The organism is Thalassotalea ganghwensis, assembly GCF_053485795.1.
Window position 1 is genome coordinate 17,592 of sequence record NZ_JBQRUM010000019.1, and the last position, 21,365, is coordinate 38,956.

Sequence of the window (21,365 nt, forward strand, 5' to 3'; positions counted from 1 at the left end):
ACATGGATGCACTAACGATTCGACATGCAACCAGTAATGATTGCGCTACGATATTACATTTCATCAAAGAGTTAGCTATTTACGAAAAAGCAGAGCATGAGGTACTCGCCACGGTTGAAACGATTAAAGCAACCATGTTTGCCGAACATAGTGGTGTTTATGGTTTAATTTGTCAGCAAGGAAACCAAGCTATCGGTTTTGCGGTTTATTTCTTTAATTATTCTACTTGGCTTGCTAAACCGGGATTATATTTAGAAGATCTTTATGTTTCACCTGAATTTCGTGGTCGAGGAGCGGGTGTTGGCTTATTGAAAGCATTAGCCAAAATTGCACTAGAAAAAGGCTGCGGACGTTTTGAATGGAGCTGTTTAGATTGGAATACGCCATCAAGGGAGTTTTATGAAAGCTTAGGTGCTGTCCCCCAAACGGAGTGGATCGGCTATCGAATGTCTGGTGACACATTGTCTAACTTTGCTAAAAGTGAGTCATAGGTGATTCGTTTAGTTGCTTGTTAAATAGAAAGCTTGTCTATACTAAAGTTCAAAGCGAATGATACATAGTCAGTATCTCCATGATCGATATTGAATAAAGAAGTGAGGTAAAATGGCTCCCAAAGAAATGAAAATATTGTCACAAGAGGATCTGGACGAATTGTTGCGTATTAACGAGTTTATTGAGCAGGATGATGAAAACTCGTTGGTCAGTGAATTAAAAAGAGCCATTTTGGATTCCGGCAAGCTTGAGTTAAGTCAGTGGCAGCAACTGCGTGATCACATCAGAGAAATTGAAGAGCTCATTCCGCATATCGATTTAATTATCAAGTTAAAAAAAGAGAGTAAATAATCCTGTTTCCGTCATTCAAGTTACGTATAATACTCGCGATCAAATAGAGAGGAAAATCATGAAAGTTTGTGGTGTAGAGTTAAAAGGTAACGATGCTATCTTGTGTGTCATGAATAGAGAGAATGGCTTGTATGACATTCCCCACATTCGCGTGCCAAAAATTTCAATTGATAATGCCGGTGATGCTGAGCAAATGAAGAAATTTCAGTTTACCTTCGCCAAGCTATTAAGCGATTACAAAATAGAGCAAGTGGTGATAAAAGGGCGAGCGTTAAAAGGAAAGTTTGCTGGCGGACCTGTAGGTTTTAAACTGGAAGCTGCTATTCAGTTGATTGACGGCATTGATGTCGAAATTATGGCTGGTAGTGCAATTAAGACTGCCTTAGCTAAAACACAAGTGGTCATTGATTTTAGAGATACCGGATTGAAGAAATTTCAAGAAGATGCTTTTAAAACGGTTTTTGCCTATTTAGAAACACACTAAAAGCAAAAATGTATGTATGCTAGATGCTATCAAGTATATAGCGCCCTAGCAAACACATTTTTAGCTAAATCATCCTTTGCTGGCCCGAATGGCTTTAATTTTTAAGTTGTTCGGGTTTTCTCCAAATCCTGTAAAGCGAAAGCAAAAATATCAGCATGAGCAATATGCTGAATGCGGTTAAGTTTTCGATACCAAGCTGTTCAAACCACTCTCCAAATAGATATCCGCCGCCAACGAGAATCATCGTCCAAATGGCAGCTGAACTTGCGTTTAAAATGGTGAATGTAGACCAGCTGATATCGGTTAAGCCAATCGGGATCGCGCCTATGGTTCTTAGGCCTTTAGGGTAGCGATAAAAAAAGATGTAGCGAATGCCATATTGAGAGGCTAAATGCTTAGCTTTTTCTAACAACTTACCAATTGTTGTTGCGCTTTTTATCCAAGTAACCCCATAGCGCCTTGCTACGTAAAACCTCAGTTCATCTCCTAGGTAGCCACCCAAAAAGGTTACCATGACAACATACCCTAGACTCAGTAATTCTGAGTAGGCTGCATAGCCAGCGAAGAGCGGTAACCAACCACTTTTTAGTGCGCAGTAGATCAAAATAAGGGCGTAAAAAATCTCACCATAGTTTCTTAATAGCTCAGTGATGCTATCCATAATGCCTATCGTTTGCCGTGATTGACTAACAGGTACGAAATAAATTAATAAACGGATTCGTGCTGGTGAAAACGTTAATCAATCACAATGTCTCTGATAGATAAAGCCGTGCAACTTTTTGCCATGATGATCATAGTGGTTTGGCAAGCATAGATTGAGATTAAAGTTATTTTTTTTCAGCACGTGTTCTGATGCTTTGTTGTTGTCCATTACGAATGCATTAAGTAAAGCAATGGAAAGTGTTGATGCTTCGTTTATTAAGTGATTAACACATAAGGTTGCAATGCCTTTGCCACTGGCCTGCTGAGCAACTCGATAGCCAATTTCTGCCTGTGAATTTACAATCTCTTTGAGATTGGCTCTGGCAATAATTTCACCTTGTGAAAGCAAAATAAAAGCGCGCTGGTTGTTGGTGTTTGCTAACTGGTCAATGTGCTGAGAAATTCCATGTGTGGTATAGAAACCTTGCTCTCGTGCAGCGATAAATGCTTCGAAATACGCTTTGTTTTTTAGTTCAAATGTCAGTAATGCTGGCGCATGGTGTTGTCCTAACGATTCGAAATGCATAAGTGCTTACTTTCCGTAAAGCCAATCTAACCCCTGAATTAGCGTGGTCGGAAACGCCGTTGCATGTCGAGCATCATCGATGACCTTAAACGTTAAGTTTACATTTTTACCATACACTGCATTGATCTTTTGCTTGAGCTGCTGTGCCCCTGCAACCATGTCATGCTGTTGACCGAACTCAGGACGCTCCATATCACCGACAGCTAAATAAACGTTAATGCGCTTGCTAATAGGCTGATGAGAGCTATTGAGAATTTCATTGTCATTAAACCATACAGATGGACTGCCAATGATATAGCTCGTGAATGTTTCTGGTTGGTTAAATAGTAAATAGGCGCCTAATAAGCCCCCTAAAGAATTACCAACAAATGTTCTTTGGTCATTGGTGCGATAATGACGATTGATAAATGGAATTAATGTATCTCTAATGAATTGACTGTGGCCACTGGCATTGCCAGTTTCAAAGCGCCAGCTTTTATCGGTACTTGGTGTGTAATCCCTTATCCTGCTTGATGGGCCTTTTGAGCCTTTTTCATAAGAAATGCCCACTAAAATAGCTTCAGCCATTTTTCCTGAATTCATCGGAAATCGTGTTGCGCCAGAGGCGATTTGAAAGCTGTACCAAGCATCGGTTAAGTAAATGACTGGGTATTGTTTTTGCTTTTTTTTATCGTAGGAGGCAGGGGTTTTAACAAAGATTGGATAGATTCGCTTGGTGTTGGGCTCTGCCAATTCTATCACTTGAGTTCTTGGAACTTGCAATGCTTCTGTCGCCAATAGCGTTGAGCTAGATACCAGTAGCAACACGAATAAAAAGGTTTTCAACAATCGTCCCTTACAAGCTAAAACACAGTGCATTATTGTAGAGGTTTTATACTATAAAACAATGTATTAGATAATTTTACTGACTAGATTATATCTATTGATGGGCTGGTGTTAGCCCTCACTGATATTTACCGTAACCAATGCAACAAGTAATCAAGCCCATTTACATTGATCGCGCAGTCTGCTTGTTTTAGGACAATTGGTTTTGCATGGAAGGCCACGCCCAGTTGGGCAGCGTTCATCATGAGTAAGTCATTGGCGCCATCACCCATAGCAACAAATTGTGATGGTGAAATACCATATTTTAGACCGAGTTCTGCTAGCGTATCAGCTTTTGCTTGTGCATCAACGATACTACCAATGACTTCACCGGTTAGCATTCCATTCTCAATTGCTAAAACGTTAGCTTTTGCATCATCAAGTGCTAAGGATGCTTTAAGATGATCAGCGAAGTAGGTAAAACCACCTGAAGCAATTGCTATACGCCATTTGTGCTGTTTTAACTCGGCGATTAGCGTCTTCAAGCCTTTCATTAACGGAATATTTCGGGCAACCTCTGCGAGAATTGACTCGGGGGCATTTTTTAACGTTGCTACCCGTTGAATCAAGCTTTGGGCGAAATCTAATTCACCTTGCATGGCTTGCTCGGTAACTTTTGCGACCTGCTCGCCAACACCTGCCAATGCAGCGATTTCATCAATACACTCAATTTCAATAGTGGTGGAGTCCATATCCATGACCAGCAAACCTGGTTCATTTAGGCGCGGTGCATTGACAACTAATGCTGCTTCAATGTTGGCGCCTAATGCATAGCTGGCGAGGTCTTCTCGGGCTTTAGAAACATCACCGCAATGCACCGTAAAGCGATAACTGAATTGATTCAAACGCTGATTAATTGTCGTTAAGGTGATGTCTTGTAAAAATAACGTATTGGCGAGTTGATGTAACTGCTCAACATTGATATCTCCTAATACAACCAATTCAATGATATCTTGATCGCCAGTATTACCGAGCGCACTTGTCGCTATCTCAAAGCGATCTGATTTTACAGTGAATTTTAATGGCAATTGCTCACCAAAAGCTGCTTTGGGTAACAAACTTTGCAGGCTGGACTGATTAATTTCGAATGTAGTTGTTTGAAGAGCAGACATAAAAAATAACGTTACCTTTGAGTCGGGACAATAAAATAACTTTGCTGACAGGTTTATCTTCTGGTTAGAAAACTCTATAGTGTTAGCTAAGCAAATATTGATAAAACACGAAGTTATGCAGCAATCTGAATTGCCTTTATACCCTAAATTGTCATCGATTTATAATAAAATAATGCAATTAGCTATAGCGATTGTTTGCATTATTGTACTGATGGAAGTATGGATATATACCAGTCGTTCAATGGATAACTCGATACTTGCTAACTTTACTCAAACGAGTCGTGATTATGTGAGACAAGTTAATCATGGGCTCAGTGCGTTGCTTGTTAGTAAGGATAAGCAACGTATACAGGCGTATATTGACCAATCAGCAACGCCAACGTGGATAAAAGATATTACCTACTATGATGTTACCGGCAGGTTATTAATGTCTTCATCAGGGTATGAACCGATTAATGATTTGTACGGCATAAATGTTTATCAAGTTGATGTCAGCGATCGGTATATCCCTTTTGTTCAAGAAGTTCGTACAGAGCAATTAAAAGGGTACTTGCGGGTCACGCTCGAGCGTGATTATTTTACTAAAAGTCTCACTAAAGCCAATTATGAACATTATGAGCTACTGCGTATTATGATGATGGTCGCAGGTCTTGTTGGCTTTTTATTAACTCGCGGATTAAATCGTTTTAGTCGTCAAGGCTATCGTTTGCATATCAAATCAGACAAACCAATGCATTAGTGCTGAATAAGCGTGTTGATATTATTTTCTATGGCTTGTGCAATCGCTTCTTTTGATTCGCTTCGTATTTGGCAAAGTTGCTCAAAGACGTCAATCAATCTCATTGGTGAGTTTATTTGACCTTGAAAGCCCGCTAACGGCATAGCAGGTGCATCGGTTTCCAGTACTATGCTATCAAGTGGCAGCTTTTTCACGGTATTAATGGTTTTTTTGGCTCGCTCATAGGTGATTGTGCCACCAATACCGAGTTTAAATCCTTTGTCGAGGTAATCTTTTGCTTGCTGGTAGCTCCCTGAAAAAGCATGGATAATACCGCTAGCGGGGAAATCAAAAGGCTTCAGTTGGGCAACAATTTCACGGTGAGATTTTCGGTGGTGAATGATCAGCGGCAGTTTCAGCTCTCTTGCCAAAGCAATATGGTGCTGAAAAAAATGGATTTGCTTGTTGAGGTTATTTTGCTGCTCCGCAATTTTGCCATCAATACCCGTTTCACCAATCGCCGTGATGGTATCTTGATGTATTGTTGCATACGCGGTTAGTTCGCTGAGGTGTGCTTGTGTTAAATTGTGTAAATACCACGGATGTATACCAACACAAGCGTATAATTTTACTGGGCTGTTAATCAATTCAGTTAATTGTCGAACTTTTTCCCAGTTATCTGGCGCAACCGCTGGAATGATGATTTGACCTATACCCAACGCTTCACATTGATCGAGCAGCGCTTCTCGGTTTGCATCAAACTCTTTAAAATCTAGATGGCAATGACTGTCAGTGAAGGGTAACTTTGCCATTATCATGCTGTTAACTCGCTTTTAGTTGTTTAGCTTGACCAGCGAACTTTTCCAAGTAAGGAAGTAGGTTAAAGTGTTTTAGAAACTGTTGATGTGGTTCACGTTCGTTTAATAAGCAATTGGCCAAATACAAGGCTTGTGAACTGCCAAAATCGCTTGTTAGTAATTGTTTGGGCGTATGGTGATACAAAATAAGGCTAATGACCTCGTAAGGAAAATTCCAACAATGCAATAAGTACCCCCCTACTTGACAGTGATCAGTGCCAAATACTTGCCGTTCTAATGCAAGGTTGTCGCTCGAATTTGATCGATGATTAAAGTAGGTTTGCGTTAGTTGTTCATCCATCTCGTAAAGTACAACTTTACCAATATCGTGCAACAAACTCGCTAGTAAGGTAATTTGCCTTAATTCTGGTTTGACCATTGAAGCGGCAAGTTTTGCGGTGGCTAAACTATGCAGTTGCTCACCGATAATACTATATTGCGGAATATTTGGTTGATAAGAGAAAAGCTCTGCGGTCATTACCACACAGCTGAGCAGTTCTAAACCCATTTTGGCAACCGCTTCAGCGATACAAGTTAACGGTTTACCTTTGTTGATTGTTGAGCCGTTACTGATCTGTAAAACTTTGGCACTTAACGCGGGATCTTGAGCGATGATACCAGCAATTTTCTTGGCGTCGGTGGTATCTTTGTTTAATAACGCGTTCAATTGTAAATAGATTTTGGGTGGGCTTGGTAAGTTTTTTACTTCTGCCACCGACTTTACGATTATTTCTCGGGTGATCTTTTTTTGATTCTCAGCAATAGCAAGCAACTTATCAACAATTTCTACAGGCGCAGTGTCGGCTCCATATAGGTAATGGCATTGGGCCTTTAGTGTTAACGGTACTGTTGCCAAGCTTTGCACACCAATACGGATCACCTGAGGATATTTTAGTGACAATACTTTAAATAGTTCGGTACCAGTAGTAGACCCTAAACTATCAAGTGAAATGATAGCGTCAAATTTTATCGTGGAAAGCTTTTTCAGTGCTATTAAAACATCGTCAAAATAGGCCACGGTGCATTGTTTACTGTTAAAGGCGAGCGAAAGTGGAGTTAACTCTCGCTCGCTGTTATCAACAATGACGACTCTCATGCGAATTACTACATCCGTTCCATGACATCGATGCCAAGTAGCGATAAGCCTTGTTTTAATGTCCTACTAATTTGTTGGCATAGTGCAAGTCTGGATAATTTAACTTGCTCATCAATACCTTCTTTTAGGATTGGACATGCCTCGTAAAAGCTCATATATAAACTCGCCAGTTCATATAAGTAATTACATAATAGATTGGGTGTGCATTCAGTGACAACCGCATCAATAGTATCTTCTAATTGAAGTAACTTTAACGCTAACGCTTTTTCTTGTGGTTCGTTGATAATGATTTCAGCATTAAAGGTATTCACATCGACACCCGCTTTGCCAAAGATACTTTGAATACGCGAATAGGCATATTGTAAATACGGTGCTGTCGCTCCTTCAAAACTCAACATGGTTTTCCAGTTAAAAATATAGTCACTGGTTCTGTTCTTCGATAAATCGGCAAACTTAACCGCGCCAATACCCACTTTTTGCGCAATCTCTACTAGTGTTTGCTCGTCATAGTCAGGATTCTTTTCAGCGATAACTTCTTTTGCTCTAGTGACTGCTTCATCAAGTAATTCAGCCAATTTAATGGTACCACCTGTACGTGTTTTGAAAGGTTTTCCATCATCTCCCATCATCATACCAAATGGACAGTGATCATAACCAACATGGTCTGGTAAAAATCCGGCTTTACGTGCAACAAGTTCTACTTGTTTAAAGTGTAGAGACTGGCGAGCGTCGGTGAAAATAATAATGCGGTCTGCATTAAGTTCATTAGTGCGATAACGACATGCCGATAAATCTGTCGTTGCATAAAGGTATCCACCGCCAGACTTTTGGACGATAAATACTGAAGGTTCACCGTCTTTGTTGGCCATTTCTTCAATAAATACCACTTTAGCACCTTGGTCTTCAACCGCGATGCCTTGGCGAGTAAGTTCTTCAATCACTTTCGGTAAATCATCATTATAAGCGCTTTCGCCCATGATATCGTCACGAGTGAGTGTTACGTTCAATTTATCGTAAATTTCTTCGCTGTGGGTAATGGAAATATCGATAAATCGCTGCCAAAGCTGAGCACATTGTTTGTCACCGCCTTGAAGCTTAACCACATACTCACGAGCGCGGTCGGCAAAGCCTTCTTCATTATCGAATCGTACTTTAGCTTCACGATAAAAGTTTTCTAAATCAGCTAAGGCTGTTTCTGCCACTTCATTGGCGGCAAGTTTATCACTGAGGTGGGCAAGCAACATACCAAACTGTGTGCCCCAATCTCCCATATGATTTTGTCTGATGACGTTATCACCTCGAAACTCAATGGCACGAACAACAGCATCACCGATAATGGTCGAACGTAAGTGACCAACGTGCATTTCTTTGGCTAGATTAGGTGCTGAGTAATCAACAACAACCGTTTGAGGTGTCGAGCGCTGACTAACGCCAAGGTGATTATCTTGGGCAACAATTTGTAACTGTTTAGCTAACCAGTTTTGTTCTAAATGAATATTAATAAAACCAGGACCTGCTAATTCAACCTTCGCGGCTATTCCAGTTAAATCTAAGTGTTCAACAACTTTACTAGCAAGTTCGCGTGGGTTCGTTTTTAGCTTTTTAGCAGCGCCCATCACACCATTTGCTTGGTAATCACCAAAATTAGCGCGATTAGATAGGCTAACGGCAGGGTTGGTATCTTCAGGTAAACCAGCGGCAATCATCGCGGTTAACACTTTATCGCTAAGTAGTTGTTTAATATTCATTTAATCAGTTATCTTTCGTCTACGAGTTTAAATAATTCATTCAGTTAATTCGCTTAACTGCAATCCGACTTTTATCGCGCCATTATGATTAATGTTCACGCGTTTTGAAAAAGGTTACTTCTGGGTAACGTTCTTCAGCCAAGCTTAAATTTACCATGGTTGGTGCAATATAGGTTAAATTATCACCACCATCTAATGCGAGATTGTCACTGGCTTTCTTTTTAAATTGCTCAAATGCTTTAACATCGTCACTGTGAACCCAGCGCGCGGTGGCGACACTGATAGGCTCGTATATCGCATCTACGTTATATTCTGTTTTAAGACGATGAACAACCACTTCAAATTGCAGTACACCAACAGCTCCGACAATCATATCGTTATTGTTTAATGGCCTAAACACTTGCACAGCGCCTTCTTCAGATAATTGGATCAGGCCTTTTTGCAGTTGTTTCGCTTTTAGTGGGTCACGTAAACGGATACGACGAAACATTTCAGGTGCAAAGTTAGGGATGCCACTAAATTTCATCATTTCACCTTCGGTGAAGGTATCGCCGATTTGAATGCTACCGTGATTGTGTAATCCGATAATATCGCCGGCATAGGCCTGTTCAACGTTAGCACGATCACCAGCCATAAATGTAACGGCATCAGCTATTCTAACATCTTTATTGATGCGTACCTGACGCATCTTCATCCCTTTTTCATAACGACCTGAACAAATACGCATAAAAGCGATACGGTCACGGTGTTTGGGATCCATGTTGGCTTGAATTTTAAATATGAAACCTGAAAACTTCTCTTCTTCAGCGTTAACTTCACGCGTATCAGTTTGTCTTGGTAGTGGTTTAGGCGCCCATGCGGTTAAACCATCAAGCATATGGTCTACACCAAAATTACCAAGCGCAGTACCAAAGTAAACAGGGGTTAATTCACCACGTAAAAACTCTTCTAAATTAAACTCATGTGAAGCGCCAACAACCAACTCTAATTCTTCTCTCAAATCGTCAGCATAGCTGCCAATCGCTTGGTCTAGTTCTGGATTATCGATACCTTTAATGACGCGCTTTTCTTGAATCGTGTGACCTTGACCTGATTGATACAAGATAGTTTCGTCATCTAAAATGTTATACACCCCTTTAAACCCTTTACCCATGCCAATTGGCCAAGTAATTGGAGCACATTTAATTTTTAAAATATCTTCTACTTCATCCATAACTTCCATTGGATCACGAACATCTCGGTCCATTTTGTTCATAAATGTGATAATTGGCGTATCTCTTAGACGGGTAACTTCCATTAATTTAATGGTTCTATCCTCTACACCTTTGGCGGTATCAATTACCATCAAACAGCTATCAACTGCTGTGAGCGTGCGATAAGTATCTTCGGAGAAATCTTCGTGACCCGGTGTATCCAATAAGTTGACTAGACAATTATTGTAAGGAAATTGCATCACTGAGGTGGTAATAGAAATACCACGGTCTTTTTCCATTTCCATCCAGTCTGACTTTGCATGTTGACCCGATTTTTTACCTTTTACTGTTCCTGCTTTTTGGAGCGCTTGACCAAAAAGTAAAACTTTCTCAGTAATGGTTGTTTTACCTGCGTCAGGGTGAGAAATAATAGCAAATGTGCGACGTAAGTCGACTTCTTGCTGCTGTACCGACATGCGTGTTACCTGTATGAAATAAGAAGACTAAAAGTTAAGCGCGACATTATAACCAAAACATTGCTGTTAGGCAGTAATATTCTCCAATCCAATCAAAAAAATCTTTGTTGACTTTTTTGATTACAAGTGTAATCCTAGTTTTGACTACAGTTGTAATCTTTTTGATAATTGAGGTGAATAGCAAGATGGCAGAAATAAGCGATACAGAATTTGAGGTACTTGATGCGCTTTGGCAAGGTTACCCTGCGCCTGCAAATGAAATTATTTCACGATTGAATGAAACAAAACCATGGCACGAAAAGACGGTGAAGACATTATTAAGCCGGTTGGTAAAGAAACAAGCCATTAGTTACGAAAAGCAAGAGAGACGCTACATTTATACACCGCTTATCTCACGCGATTCTTATGTTCAACATCAAAGTCAAAACTTAATTGAGCGATTATTTAGCGGAAGATTATCACCGTTGGTGGCAGGCTTCGCTAAAAATAAACATTTGCAACAGGATGATATTGAACAACTTAAAACCATTATTGCTGACTGGGAGGCCGAGCAAGCGTTAACTGCTGAGCACTCAAACAAAAAAACAGGGGCTAAATAATGTCATTTGTCTTTTCATTACTCATACCGTTAACCGTTACTACGCTTTTTTTGCTGATATTTCATTCGCAAATTACCAGAACCTTAGGTGTTGTATGGACATATCGTTTGTGGGCACTCGTCCCTCTAAGCTGCTTAGCCTTTATCATTCCTTGGCCGGAGCAAACCGTTAAGATATTGGGAGAGCCCACGGTAAAATACTTCGTCGTTACTTCCGCGGAGCAGTTGACTCAACTCCGTTCAGCTCCTCAGATGTTTTTTGATACCACCATTGCTTGGTTATTGGTGACGATGACTCTTATTGGTTACTTTGCGTTAAGCCATTATCAATTTGTTAAAAACCTCGCTTTGCTTAACCTAACTAGCACCCAAGTGTCTGCACTTCAAGGGAGTACACAAATTCCCAAAAGTTTGGACGTTTGTCAAAGCAGGCAAGCCCATAGTCCGATGCTAGTCGGGTTATTTAAACTCAAGTTAGTCTTACCTATAGATTTTCAGAAAAGCTATAACCAAGAGCAGCGAGCGCTGATCTTACAACACGAAATTTGTCATTTTGATCGCAATGACATTTACTGGAACCTTTTCGCTTTCCTGATAGTGGCAGTGTTTTGGTTTCATCCCTTGATCTGGTTAGCGTATTTCCGCTTTCGTCGAGATCAAGAACTTTCTTGCGACTCGCTTGTTTTGGCGCGCAAACAAGTAAGGAGCAGGGTGAACTACAGCAAAGCGTTATTAGTGACGGCAGAACAAGCTCCGCTAATCGCATTTGCTCAATTATCCTTTAAAAAATATGGAGATAAAACCATTATGTTTGAGCGTATAAACCAAATAAAACTGAACACCCAGGCGACCATGAAAAGCGCAGTAGCGATGTCATTAGTGGTGGTTACAATGTTATCTGCCGTGAGTTATGCAGGTAGTGGCAGTATGTCAATGGAACAACAAAAATTTCGCACCCCACCAGCTGCTAAAGAAAAACTAGCGCCGATTGTCAGAGTTGACCCTCAATATCCAATGAAAGCTTTTGAAGAGCAGATTGAAGGTGCTGTTTTGTTAAAATTTGACGTTGATATTACCGGTGAAGTGATGAATGTCGAAGTGATGAATGGTGAGCCCGCTTATGTTTTCGATCGTGCTGCAATTGTGGCGCTGAAGCAATGGAAATATAAAGAACTCGCCAATGTTTCACGCAATAATTTGGTGCAATTAGATTTTATTTTAAGCGAGAATTCTAGCTTTGAAAGCCCTGCGTTAATTGAAAAGATCAAAGTGGCACAATAAGCTTGAAAGCGTTAACTGACTTAATTGGTTAACGCTTTTTTCATGACTATGCCATCTTCATAGCCTACTGCACTCGGATAGTAGCCAGTTCGTCGGTTAATTTCGATAAAGCCTTGATTGATATAAAGCATTAACGCACTCAAGTTACTGACTCTTACCTCTAAAAATAGTGTTGTTGCGCCGCGTTGCTTAGCACTCTCGATAAAATGCTCAAGGAGTTGTTTGCCATAGCCTTTACCTTGGCTTTCTGGCGCTACGCAAATATCCATTAGAGTCGCTTCTTCTGCAATGTATTCGCCAATATAAAAGCCAATAGCTTTTGTATCCTTACTTGCTAGGTAACCAAAGTAACGACCGCCAATACAGCTTTTCATCGTTTTTACCGACCAAGGATGCGAGTGACATGCATTTTCAATTGTCATTAACTGTTCTAATTGTTCCGAGCAAGTCGGTGCATAGGAGAGTGTCATGAAAGGTTCCGTTAGTGAAATATGTTAGCGATAAGTTGCCACAACTGTTTTTTTAAAGCAGGACTTAGCTTTAGTTGCTCTATATTCGGGGTCGTTAGGGTATTTCCTTGATAAATTACGCTTTCACTGTGAGCAAATTGCCAGTTAAATAACTCGAGATCTAACTGTTTATCTCCCGTTTGCTTAACCTGATCAAAGGTAATCGAAAGGCTACGCAAAATATCTTTAAATAATGGCTGTTCAGCTAATTGTGCCAAATTGATTGATTGCAAGTCAGCAATCATGGTTTGGCTGTCGTTGTCATGGCGCATTTTTTGTTGCCAAACATCTATGCCCATGGCTTTTAAGTAGGTAAGTTGTCTGGCATTATTGACCATAAGCTTTACGCAGTGCACCGTTGATATAACTAAGGTTGATATAACTAAGAAGGGTAAGCTTACTCAACTGCGCTTTGATTTTCCACCACCAATTTTTCTATCTCGGCTAAAGGCAATGGTTTGCTGTAAAAATACCCTTGGTACTCTTGGCAATCCATGGCTGATAATAAACTCAAGTGCTCCTGTATTTCTACCCCTTCACATATCACGGTTAAATTGAGGGTTTTAGCGAGGGAGATAATGGTTTCGATGATCTTTCTATCAATGAGGTTATTGTGCATATCCATAATAAAAGATCGATCAATTTTGAGTATATCAATAGGAAACTGTTTTAAATAATTTAGCGAAGAGTAGCCTGTACCAAAATCATCGAGGGCAATAATAAAACCTAACTGTTTTAACTCGTGCATGGTTTCGATAGCTTCCGTGACATTTTTTAAAATCGTTCCTTCAGTTATTTCTAACTTAATTAATCCAGCAGGAATACCGTACTGAGCAAGCTTTTCCTGTAAAAAGCGAATAAATAACGTCGACTGACTAAACATTTGTGCCGAAATATTGATGGCAATGGGCCCAAATAAGCAACCCTGAGCTTGCCATGTTGAAACTTGTTTGAACACTTTATCTATGGTGATTTTATCTATTTGATCAATAAACCTCGCTTGCTCAGCAATTGGAATAAATTGGTCAGGATAGATGATTTGTTGCTCGTTACTAACACCTCTTATCAGCGCTTCAGCGCCAGAAATTTTGCCTGATTTTAGATCGACAATCGGTTGGTAATGATATTCAAATGATTGATTATTAATCGCATTAAGTAATAGCTGCTCTTTTTCTAATAGCTCATTCAGGGCAAGGTTCATGTGCTGCTCAAAGAAACGATAGTGCTGAGTCTTATCACCTTTTACATCCATTAACGCCATGGTGGACTTTCTTAAGAGCTCCTCAGCATTATCGCCATCGTCGGGGTAGACCGTAATGCCAATAGCAATATTCAGATTAAATAAATTTGCATCAACCACAAAAGGCTGCTCAAAACACGAAAGTATTTTTTGCGCCACACGATTTGCAGAGTTTTTCGGATCAGAAAGTTCCACTAAAATAGCAAATTCAGCCCCTGATAATCTGGCGATAATGTCTTTGTTAAATAAATTGTCACGCAAACGAGTACCTATCTCACGAATAATTTGATCGCCGGTGCCGTGGCCAAAACTTTCATTGATTTTCTTAAAACCATTGACATCAAGCACCAGTAACGTCGGCAAACGCCTTGAATATTTAGCTTGAATACATGATTGTGAGATCAGTTCCATCAACAGGGTACGATTCGGTAAATTGGTGAGTTCATCATGAGTTGCCAAGCGCGAAAGCTGCTCTTGTGAGCGACGCTTTTCGGTTATGTCTCTAAAAATACCTAAATAATTGATGACTTCATCGTTGTCGTTTTTAATGGCTTCAACTTCTAACTCAACAGGGTAAACTTCACCGGTAGCTCGCTCATCGTACAACTCGCCTTGCCAGCTGCCTTCAAGTTTCGCCTGCAACATGATGCGATTCGCTAAAGTTTCATCTTGCCCTTTTACTTGGGCAAATTGCACTTTTTGGCCAATCATTGACATTTTATTGCGATGGGTGTGGGTGACAAAGGCGTTGTTAACCGCCTCAATTTCAAAATTCTCGTTGGTGATCCACACCGCATCTGATGTATTTTTAAAAGCGTTTGACAATAATAGCAGCTGTTTTTCACGCGAAGCGATTTCAGCATTATGACGTTTTAACCGGTGCGCTTCTTTAACACTGTAGTAACGGGAAATTAGCAGTACGATAATAGTGAAAATGGAAAAGCTAATAGTCATTAGCAATAAACGTTGACTGTCGTTCGACGCCAAGCGTACTTCATTTAATTGGTTTTCTTGCTTAAGTAGGGCAATTTGTTTATTTTTATTATCGTCTTCGTACTTCGCTCTTAAGCTCGCTAAAGAAGACTGCTGGGTTTTTTCAAGTAGTTCAACCCGAGCTTGATGAAACTGTTCGTAATACTGAAGCGCTAGAGCATACTGTCCTTGGTATTTATATAAATCACTTTTAGATTTGAAGATATCTAACTCTAATTGCACTAAGCCCGCTTCACGATAATACTTACCGACATTGTCGTATAAGCGAAGTGCTTGCTGGTACTCACCTTGTAAAACAAGCAGGTCAGCCAATGCCATACGCGCATTAGCCGTTTCCATCGACATTTTTCGTCCTACCGCGGTTAATAACGCTTGTTGAATATGCATTTCAGCTTTTTCCAAATTACCTAAGGTCATTAACACTCGGCCAAATTCAAGGTTTGCGATAATAACCAGGTTTGGGTAATCGTTTATTTGCTCAGAAGATAACGCCTTATTGAAACTACTAACGGCATTATCAAATTGATCTAAGTGTCGATAATAGATGCCTAAATTAACTAGGTTTAAAATATAGGTGCGAAAGTTTTTCGTTTCTCGGGCCAAGTCGATTGCTTTATTCATGTAGCGCAGTGCATCTTCTGGTATCTGCATTTCCCAACTAATAAGCGATAAATTGTTGTAAATCAGTGAAATACCTTTTCGGTTATTGGATTGCTCAAAGTAACCTAGGGCTTTGATAAAAAGACTGTCAGCTTCTTCAAATTGAGATAAGTTATAGTTGATAATGCCATAGATATTGTAAAAGTTACCGATATTGTTAAAGGACAAGGCCAATTTACCGTTGATAATATTTAGATCAGTGATAGCACGCTCATCGCTAATAAATGGGTATACGTTTTTGGCATAGTCTAGTGCTTCGTTATACTGGCCGCTATAGAAAAGCTTGGTGAGTTTTACATATTCAATAATGAAATTAACCACATACTGCTCGTCAGTTTCAACCGATTGCTTTGATAATGCCTTGATCCATTGTTCTGTTGCTTCTTCATCTGACAATTGAGCACTCAGTTGAACAAGCTCCATCAAGATGATGGTTTTAATCCTTGGGTTTTCATTATTTAGCTCAGTGTTGAGTAGCGTTAAATATTTGTCGCGTTTTTCTTGGCGGCTGCTTGAATCATCTTTTTGTAAGCTGACAATTTGTTGATAAATACTTGAACTTTGAAGATCAGCATACACGGGGGATAGCCATAGCAAGGACACTATGGAAAAAAGAAGACCAATGTATGGTGATAAATATTGTCTATACATAACTGAAAATCTTGCCTTCACTGATAAATGCAATAGCGCTGCACACGCAATTTAATCGTCAGACTATTATGAGGACAATTGGATAAAAGAGGTACCCTATTTATGTATCACAATTGTTTCAAGGATTAGAATGCTAGAAAATAGTTTAAAATACAATAGATTAAATGATTATAGAGAAAAAAATAAGGAAAGATGGCAGGGGTAGAGAGATTCGAACTCCCAACCGTCGGTTTTGGAGACCGCTGTTCTACCAATTGGAACTATACCCCTGCAACGGAGGAGAATTATACTCAAGCAAAGGCAAAGGTAAAGTGATAAATGAACTATTTTTGTCTGTTTGATTAAAAAATACGCTTTAGGGGCATTGTTTAGCTAAATCGTAGCCTTTTGGGGTAAGGGTAAACGCTGGCATATTCTCCTTTTGCGACTTGTCTTTGGCAGTTTTGCCAATAGTGTGCATCAAGTAGTTCAGCATGATGGTTCAGAAATGCTTGTCGGTAAATTGGATTCGCTAACGCAAAGGTCGCTAATTCTTCTGGAAACACATCACCAGGGGCAACAGAGTACCAAGGCTCTGCTGCATAAATTTGTTCTTCGGTAACGGGCTCTGGCTTAATGCGAAAATTAACCTCGTTCATATAGGTGATTTCGTCATAATCATAAAAAATCACTCTACCATGGCGAGTTACGCCGAAGTTCTTTAATAACATATCGCCAGGAAAGATATTGGCAGCGATAAGTTGCTTAATGGCTTTGCCGTAACCGTACATGGCTTTATCGATTTGTTTTTCTGTCGCTGTGGCTAAATATAAGTTTAAAGGGGTCATTTTTCGTTCAATATAAACATGTTTGATGATAACAAGATCGTCTTCAAAGCGAATAATTGATGAGGCAACCGCTTGCAACTCTTCAAGCAGTTCTTTGGCGAAGCGCGCTTTCGGTAGGGCAACCTCTGAATATTCCATGGTATCCGCCATGCGCCCGACGCGGTCATGTAATTTCACCAGTCGATACTTTCTTTTAACGTCTTGACGTGTCATTTGTTTTGTCGGTGAAAACTTATCTTTAATAATTTTAAATACATAAGAAAATGAAGGAAGTGTGAATACTGACATCACCATACCTTTAATACCTGGCGCTAGTTCAAATTGGTCGTCGCTATGACTAAGGTGCTCTAGTAAATCACGATAAAATTGTGTTTTTCCTTGTTTATGAAAACCGATACTGGCGTATAGATCTGCTCGAGTCTTATGTGGTATCAACGTTTTTAGAAAATTTATCAATGCATGCGGGTGTTGACAGTCGACAAAAAAGTAAGCGCGTGCAAAACCAAAAACGACCGCCATCGTTTTTGCATCGGTAACTAAGGCATCAATTTCTAACCCGTGTTCTTTTTCATGGATGATTGGCACAATAAATGGAGTACTGCCACTAGGGGATAGTACTCGACCAATAATATAGGCCCCCTTATTTCGATAAAAGATAAAGTTGAGGATATCAATGCTGATATCCTCAAGTTGAAACTCGTTAAGTTTGGTTTGCTGTGAAAATGCTTGAATGAGTAGGCTAACACGCTTCTTTAACTGGTAAAACGGCACCGAAAAATTAGCGCTATTGATGATTTCATGAATAGTTTGCAGTAGTCCTAATTTCGCTGGTTTGTAGCGAGTAAAAATGATATCGCTGGCTTGTTGTTCGGTAAAATTGACTGCTGATTCTACAAAGATAAAGTTATTATGGTAGTACTTTCGTTCAAACAAATGACAGAAAACGGAATTGTAAAAACTCTCTGCAAGTTCAGCCTGTTGATGATGGCGCAATAAGTCGACATAGGTCTCTTTAACTTGTTGCCAAAGTATTTTATCGAGACGGGTAATTTGAAAATCATTAGCAATAGTATTTAAGGTTTCTGCAACACGTTGATCATAAAAATCTGTTCTGGCCTTAGCTGCGTCTTGAACGGCTTGCCACTGCTTTAATTCAAAACGCTGTTTTGCACTTCGAGTGATATCAAAAAATAAATAAATGTGTCTTTCGAAGCCATTAAGGATGGTTTTGGCGATAGCGATAGCTAAATTATTCATTATTAAGCTTTTAACCTTTTTATATTCTAACATTGCACATTTATTAAGTTAACCTCAGCTCTGCATAAGGAATGCATTTTTAACGCCTATTTTTACTTACTTCTGCGTTATATTGTGGTGAAATAGCTGGCTATTCCTACAACAATACGCCTTGAATTAAGTAAAAAGTAGCCAGCTAGAAAATGACAGTGAGCTTAAGCGTTTGATTTTATTGTTTTCGTGCTATTTCTTATACAAACCTGAGGTTAAGTTATCTTTGTTTAGCTTACGACAAAATTTTTAACAAAGTGAAAGTTTACTGCAAAATGATCAATATAATTTTCAGTGATATGGGCGTTTTACCATGCGTTAAACCGCAATATCCGTTTTGCTTTGCTTGCTATTGTCATGTCGTGGATTTAAAATTGGCCGCTTTTTTATAACCATTTTGACAGTAAATGCATGAGAGTTTCTGATTTTTCATTTGAGTTACCTGAAGAACTTATCGCTCGCTATCCTAAAGCAGAGCGGAGCGCCAGCCGTTTAATGTATTTAAATGGCAATAGTGGTGAAGTTGTTGATCAGCAGTTTACCGACGTAATCGACCATTTGGCAGCGGGTGATTTATTGATTTTTAATAACACTCGAGTGATACCTGCACGTTTGTTTGGTCAAAAAGCCAGTGGTGGCAAGGTTGAAGTGCTCATTGAGCGGATGCTTGATGAACACAGTGTTTTGGCGCACATTAGGGCGAGTAAGTCTCCTAAAGAAGGTACAGAAATTCACTTTATTGATGACCAAGACACTATTATTGCCAGCGCGACCATGATTAAGCGCCACGATGCGTTGTTTGAATTGAAGTTTAATGGCACTGAAAAAGTACTCTCTATTATAGAAACCATCGGTCACATGCCATTACCTCCTTATATTGATCGCCCCGATGAGGATAGTGATAAAGAGCGTTATCAAACGGTTTATAATCAAAAACCTGGTGCCGTTGCAGCACCTACGGCAGGATTGCATTTTGATGAACCTCTGTTGGCTAAATTGAAAGAAAAAGGGGTCGAATTTGCTTTTGTGACCTTGCATGTTGGTGCAGGAACATTTCAGCCCGTGCGAGTCGATGAGATTAAAGATCACAAAATGCATGCAGAATATATTGAAGTATCCGAAGAGGTCGTTGAACAAATAAAGCAAGCCAAAGCTCGTGGCAGTCGAGTTGTTGGTGTCGGCACCACCTCAATGCGATCTATTGAGAGCGCCGCAATGTTTGCTCAGTCATCAGGAGAGCTAATTTGTGAATATTACGGTGATACCGATATTTTCATCACTCCGGGGTTTGAGTTTAAAGTGATTGATGCATTAATCACCAATTTTCACCTATCAGAGTCTACGTTGTTAATGTTAGTGAGTGCATTTGCTGGGTATAACAATATAATGGCTGCTTATCAGCATGCTATTGAACAAAAATATCGCTTTTTCAGTTATGGTGACGCGATGTTTTTAGAAAAACAAACCAACTAAGCTTGGTTAGAAACGCTACTGGCCTGTTTCGCTGGTGGGCAGAGGAAAATTATGACAAAAGCAATGAACTTTGAGTTAATCAACACTGATGGTAAAGCCAGACGTGGGCGATTAACCTTTGCACGGGGCACGGTAGAAACACCGGCCTTTATGCCTGTCGGTACTTACGGTACTGTCAAAGGAATGAAATCTGAAGAGATCAAGGAAATAGGCGCTGAAATTATATTGGGTAATACCTTTCACTTAATGCTTCGTCCAGGTACTGACATTATTGAGCAGCATGGTGATTTGCATGATTTTATCCATTGGGACAAGCCAATTTTAACAGATTCTGGTGGTTTTCAAGTTTTTAGCTTAGGGGCGATGCGAAAAATCACAGAAGAAGGCGTTAAATTTAGTTCACCAGTTAATGGCGAAAAAATTATGTTAACGCCGGAGCGCTCAATGGAAGTGCAACGAAAACTGGGCTCTGATATCGTGATGATTTTCGATGAATGCACACCATATCCTGCAACGCATCAACAAGCGAAAGAGTCTATGGAATTATCATTACGGTGGGCACAACGTTCAAAAGATGCTCACGGTGATAATCCGAATGCGCTATTTGGTATCGTCCAAGGCGGCATGTATGAAGATTTACGAGAAGTGTCAATTAACGGTTTACAAGCGATAGAGTTTGACGGTTATGCTATCGGTGGATTGTCGGTTGGTGAGCCAAAAGAAGATATGATCCGAATTTTAGATCATACCGCCCCCTTGATACCTGAAAATAAGCCCCGATATCTGATGGGAGTAGGGAAGCCTGAAGACCTTGTCGAAGGTGTTCGCCGCGGTATCGATATGTTTGATTGCGTTATGCCAACACGAAACGCGCGCAATGGTCATTTGTTTGTGACTAATGGGGTAATTAAAATTCGTAATGCTCGTCATAAGACCGATACTGGACCACTTGATGAGCACTGTGATTGTTATACCTGTAAAAATTATTCAAGAGCTTATTTACATCACTTGGATAAGTGTAATGAAATACTAGGAGCGCAATTAAATACCATACATAACCTGCGCTTTTATCAGCGTGTTATGCAAGGGTTGCGAGATGCAATCGCGCAAAATAAGCTCGATGAATTTGTTGAAGAATTTTATGCATTACGTGATTTACCAGTGCCGCCATTAAAAAAGAGTGCTGAATAAATCGCAGAGTTTTACGTTTAAAAATAAGAAAGATAA

The 21,365-nt window shown here is 39.9% G+C and carries 20 protein-coding genes and 1 tRNA gene; 8 read left to right on the forward strand and 13 right to left on the reverse strand.

Translation table 11 applies throughout. The annotated features are described in order from the left end of the window. The first annotated feature begins 2 nt into the window (after window positions 1-2). The 3 genes from ACSLUH_RS16370 (at window position 3) to ACSLUH_RS16380 (ending at window position 1,327) form a co-directional block, all read left to right on the forward strand. Window positions 3-491: a GNAT family N-acetyltransferase gene (locus ACSLUH_RS16370; protein WP_448568953.1), complete on the forward strand. Its 489-nt coding sequence runs from the start codon at window positions 3-5 to the stop codon at window positions 489-491. Window positions 492-603: 112 nt separating this feature from the next. Next, window positions 604-843 (forward strand): hypothetical protein, encoded by a 240-nt coding sequence (locus ACSLUH_RS16375; RefSeq protein ID WP_448568955.1) that lies wholly within the window; start codon window positions 604-606, stop codon window positions 841-843. 58 nt (window positions 844-901) lie between these two features. After that, window positions 902-1,327, forward strand: a complete 426-nt coding sequence (locus ACSLUH_RS16380; protein ID WP_448568957.1) for a DUF3010 family protein — start codon at window positions 902-904, stop codon at window positions 1,325-1,327. 94 nt (window positions 1,328-1,421) lie between these two features. On the opposite strand, the gene ACSLUH_RS16385 is transcribed toward ACSLUH_RS16380, so the two are convergent. The 4 genes from ACSLUH_RS16385 to serB all read right to left on the reverse strand — a co-directional run bounded on the left by ACSLUH_RS16385 (window position 1,422) and on the right by serB (window position 4,531). Continuing rightward, the gene (locus ACSLUH_RS16385) at window positions 1,422-1,988 is read right to left on the reverse strand and encodes a DedA family protein (RefSeq protein WP_448568959.1); all 567 of its coding nucleotides are present in this window, start codon (window positions 1,986-1,988) and stop codon (window positions 1,422-1,424) included. A gap of 78 nt (window positions 1,989-2,066) precedes the next feature. After that, the gene (locus ACSLUH_RS16390) at window positions 2,067-2,555 is read right to left on the reverse strand and encodes a GNAT family N-acetyltransferase (protein WP_448568961.1); all 489 of its coding nucleotides are present in this window, start codon (window positions 2,553-2,555) and stop codon (window positions 2,067-2,069) included. Between the two features lie 6 nt (window positions 2,556-2,561). Continuing rightward, complete coding sequence (locus ACSLUH_RS16395; RefSeq protein WP_448568963.1) at window positions 2,562-3,380, reverse strand: alpha/beta hydrolase; 819 nt, start codon at window positions 3,378-3,380, stop codon at window positions 2,562-2,564. Window positions 3,381-3,508: 128 nt separating this feature from the next. After that, window positions 3,509-4,531 carry a phosphoserine phosphatase SerB gene (serB, locus tag ACSLUH_RS16400; protein WP_448568965.1) on the reverse strand — a complete coding sequence of 341 codons (1,023 nt, stop codon included), beginning with the start codon at window positions 4,529-4,531 and terminating at the stop codon, window positions 3,509-3,511. Window positions 4,532-4,646: 115 nt separating this feature from the next. On the opposite strand from serB, the gene ACSLUH_RS16405 reads away from it, so the two are divergent. After that, the gene (locus ACSLUH_RS16405; RefSeq protein WP_448568967.1) at window positions 4,647-5,270 is read left to right on the forward strand and encodes an AhpA/YtjB family protein; all 624 of its coding nucleotides are present in this window, start codon (window positions 4,647-4,649) and stop codon (window positions 5,268-5,270) included. Here the strand turns inward: ACSLUH_RS16405 and ACSLUH_RS16410 are convergent. From ACSLUH_RS16410 to prfC, 4 genes are all read right to left on the reverse strand, one after another. Then, window positions 5,267-6,061, reverse strand: a complete 795-nt coding sequence (locus ACSLUH_RS16410; RefSeq protein WP_448568969.1) for a TatD family hydrolase — start codon at window positions 6,059-6,061, stop codon at window positions 5,267-5,269. The genes ACSLUH_RS16405 and ACSLUH_RS16410 overlap by 4 nt on opposite strands. A gap of 10 nt (window positions 6,062-6,071) precedes the next feature. Continuing rightward, a complete protein-coding gene (locus tag ACSLUH_RS16415; protein ID WP_448568971.1) occupies window positions 6,072-7,202 on the reverse strand; it encodes an HDOD domain-containing protein in 1,131 nt (376 codons plus the stop codon). 8 nt (window positions 7,203-7,210) lie between these two features. Then, window positions 7,211-8,950, reverse strand: a complete 1,740-nt coding sequence (argS, locus tag ACSLUH_RS16420) for an arginine--tRNA ligase (protein ID WP_448568973.1) — start codon at window positions 8,948-8,950, stop codon at window positions 7,211-7,213. Between the two features lie 88 nt (window positions 8,951-9,038). Next, complete coding sequence (gene prfC / locus ACSLUH_RS16425) at window positions 9,039-10,619, reverse strand: peptide chain release factor 3 (RefSeq protein WP_448568975.1); 1,581 nt, start codon at window positions 10,617-10,619, stop codon at window positions 9,039-9,041. Between the two features lie 185 nt (window positions 10,620-10,804). Between prfC and ACSLUH_RS16430 the strand changes: the two genes are divergently transcribed. After that, a complete protein-coding gene (locus tag ACSLUH_RS16430) occupies window positions 10,805-11,218 on the forward strand; it encodes a BlaI/MecI/CopY family transcriptional regulator (RefSeq protein ID WP_448568977.1) in 414 nt (137 codons plus the stop codon). Beyond that, on the forward strand, window positions 11,218-12,498 hold the full coding sequence (locus ACSLUH_RS16435; RefSeq protein ID WP_448568979.1) for a M56 family metallopeptidase: 1,281 nt from the start codon (window positions 11,218-11,220) through the stop codon (window positions 12,496-12,498). The genes ACSLUH_RS16430 and ACSLUH_RS16435 overlap by 1 nt, the downstream gene beginning before the upstream one ends. 20 nt (window positions 12,499-12,518) lie before the next feature. Here the strand turns inward: ACSLUH_RS16435 and rimI are convergent, their stop codons facing one another. The 5 genes from rimI to aceK form a co-directional block, all read right to left on the reverse strand. Then, window positions 12,519-12,968, reverse strand: coding sequence for a ribosomal protein S18-alanine N-acetyltransferase (rimI, locus tag ACSLUH_RS16440; RefSeq protein ID WP_448568981.1), 450 nt, complete (start codon window positions 12,966-12,968; stop codon window positions 12,519-12,521). An 11-nt stretch (window positions 12,969-12,979) separates the two neighbouring features. Then, window positions 12,980-13,345, reverse strand: a complete 366-nt coding sequence (locus ACSLUH_RS16445) for a DNA polymerase III subunit psi (protein WP_448568983.1) — start codon at window positions 13,343-13,345, stop codon at window positions 12,980-12,982. Between the two features lie 59 nt (window positions 13,346-13,404). Further along, window positions 13,405-16,551 carry an EAL domain-containing protein gene (locus ACSLUH_RS16450; protein WP_448568985.1) on the reverse strand — a complete coding sequence of 1,049 codons (3,147 nt, stop codon included), beginning with the start codon at window positions 16,549-16,551 and terminating at the stop codon, window positions 13,405-13,407. Between the two features lie 193 nt (window positions 16,552-16,744). Beyond that, a tRNA-Trp gene (locus ACSLUH_RS16455) sits at window positions 16,745-16,821 on the reverse strand. Between the two features lie 98 nt (window positions 16,822-16,919). Next, window positions 16,920-18,635: a bifunctional isocitrate dehydrogenase kinase/phosphatase gene (aceK, locus tag ACSLUH_RS16460; protein ID WP_448568987.1), complete on the reverse strand. Its 1,716-nt coding sequence runs from the start codon at window positions 18,633-18,635 to the stop codon at window positions 16,920-16,922. A gap of 441 nt (window positions 18,636-19,076) precedes the next feature. Here aceK and queA point away from each other — a divergent pair, with 441 nt between their 5' ends. Both queA and tgt read left to right on the forward strand, forming a co-directional pair. Next, entirely contained in the window at window positions 19,077-20,138 is a 1,062-nt protein-coding gene (queA, locus tag ACSLUH_RS16465; protein WP_448568989.1) for a tRNA preQ1(34) S-adenosylmethionine ribosyltransferase-isomerase QueA, read from the forward strand. Between the two features lie 63 nt (window positions 20,139-20,201). Further along, a complete protein-coding gene (tgt, locus tag ACSLUH_RS16470) occupies window positions 20,202-21,329 on the forward strand; it encodes a tRNA guanosine(34) transglycosylase Tgt (protein ID WP_448569087.1) in 1,128 nt (375 codons plus the stop codon). Window positions 21,330-21,365: the final 36 nt, after the last annotated feature.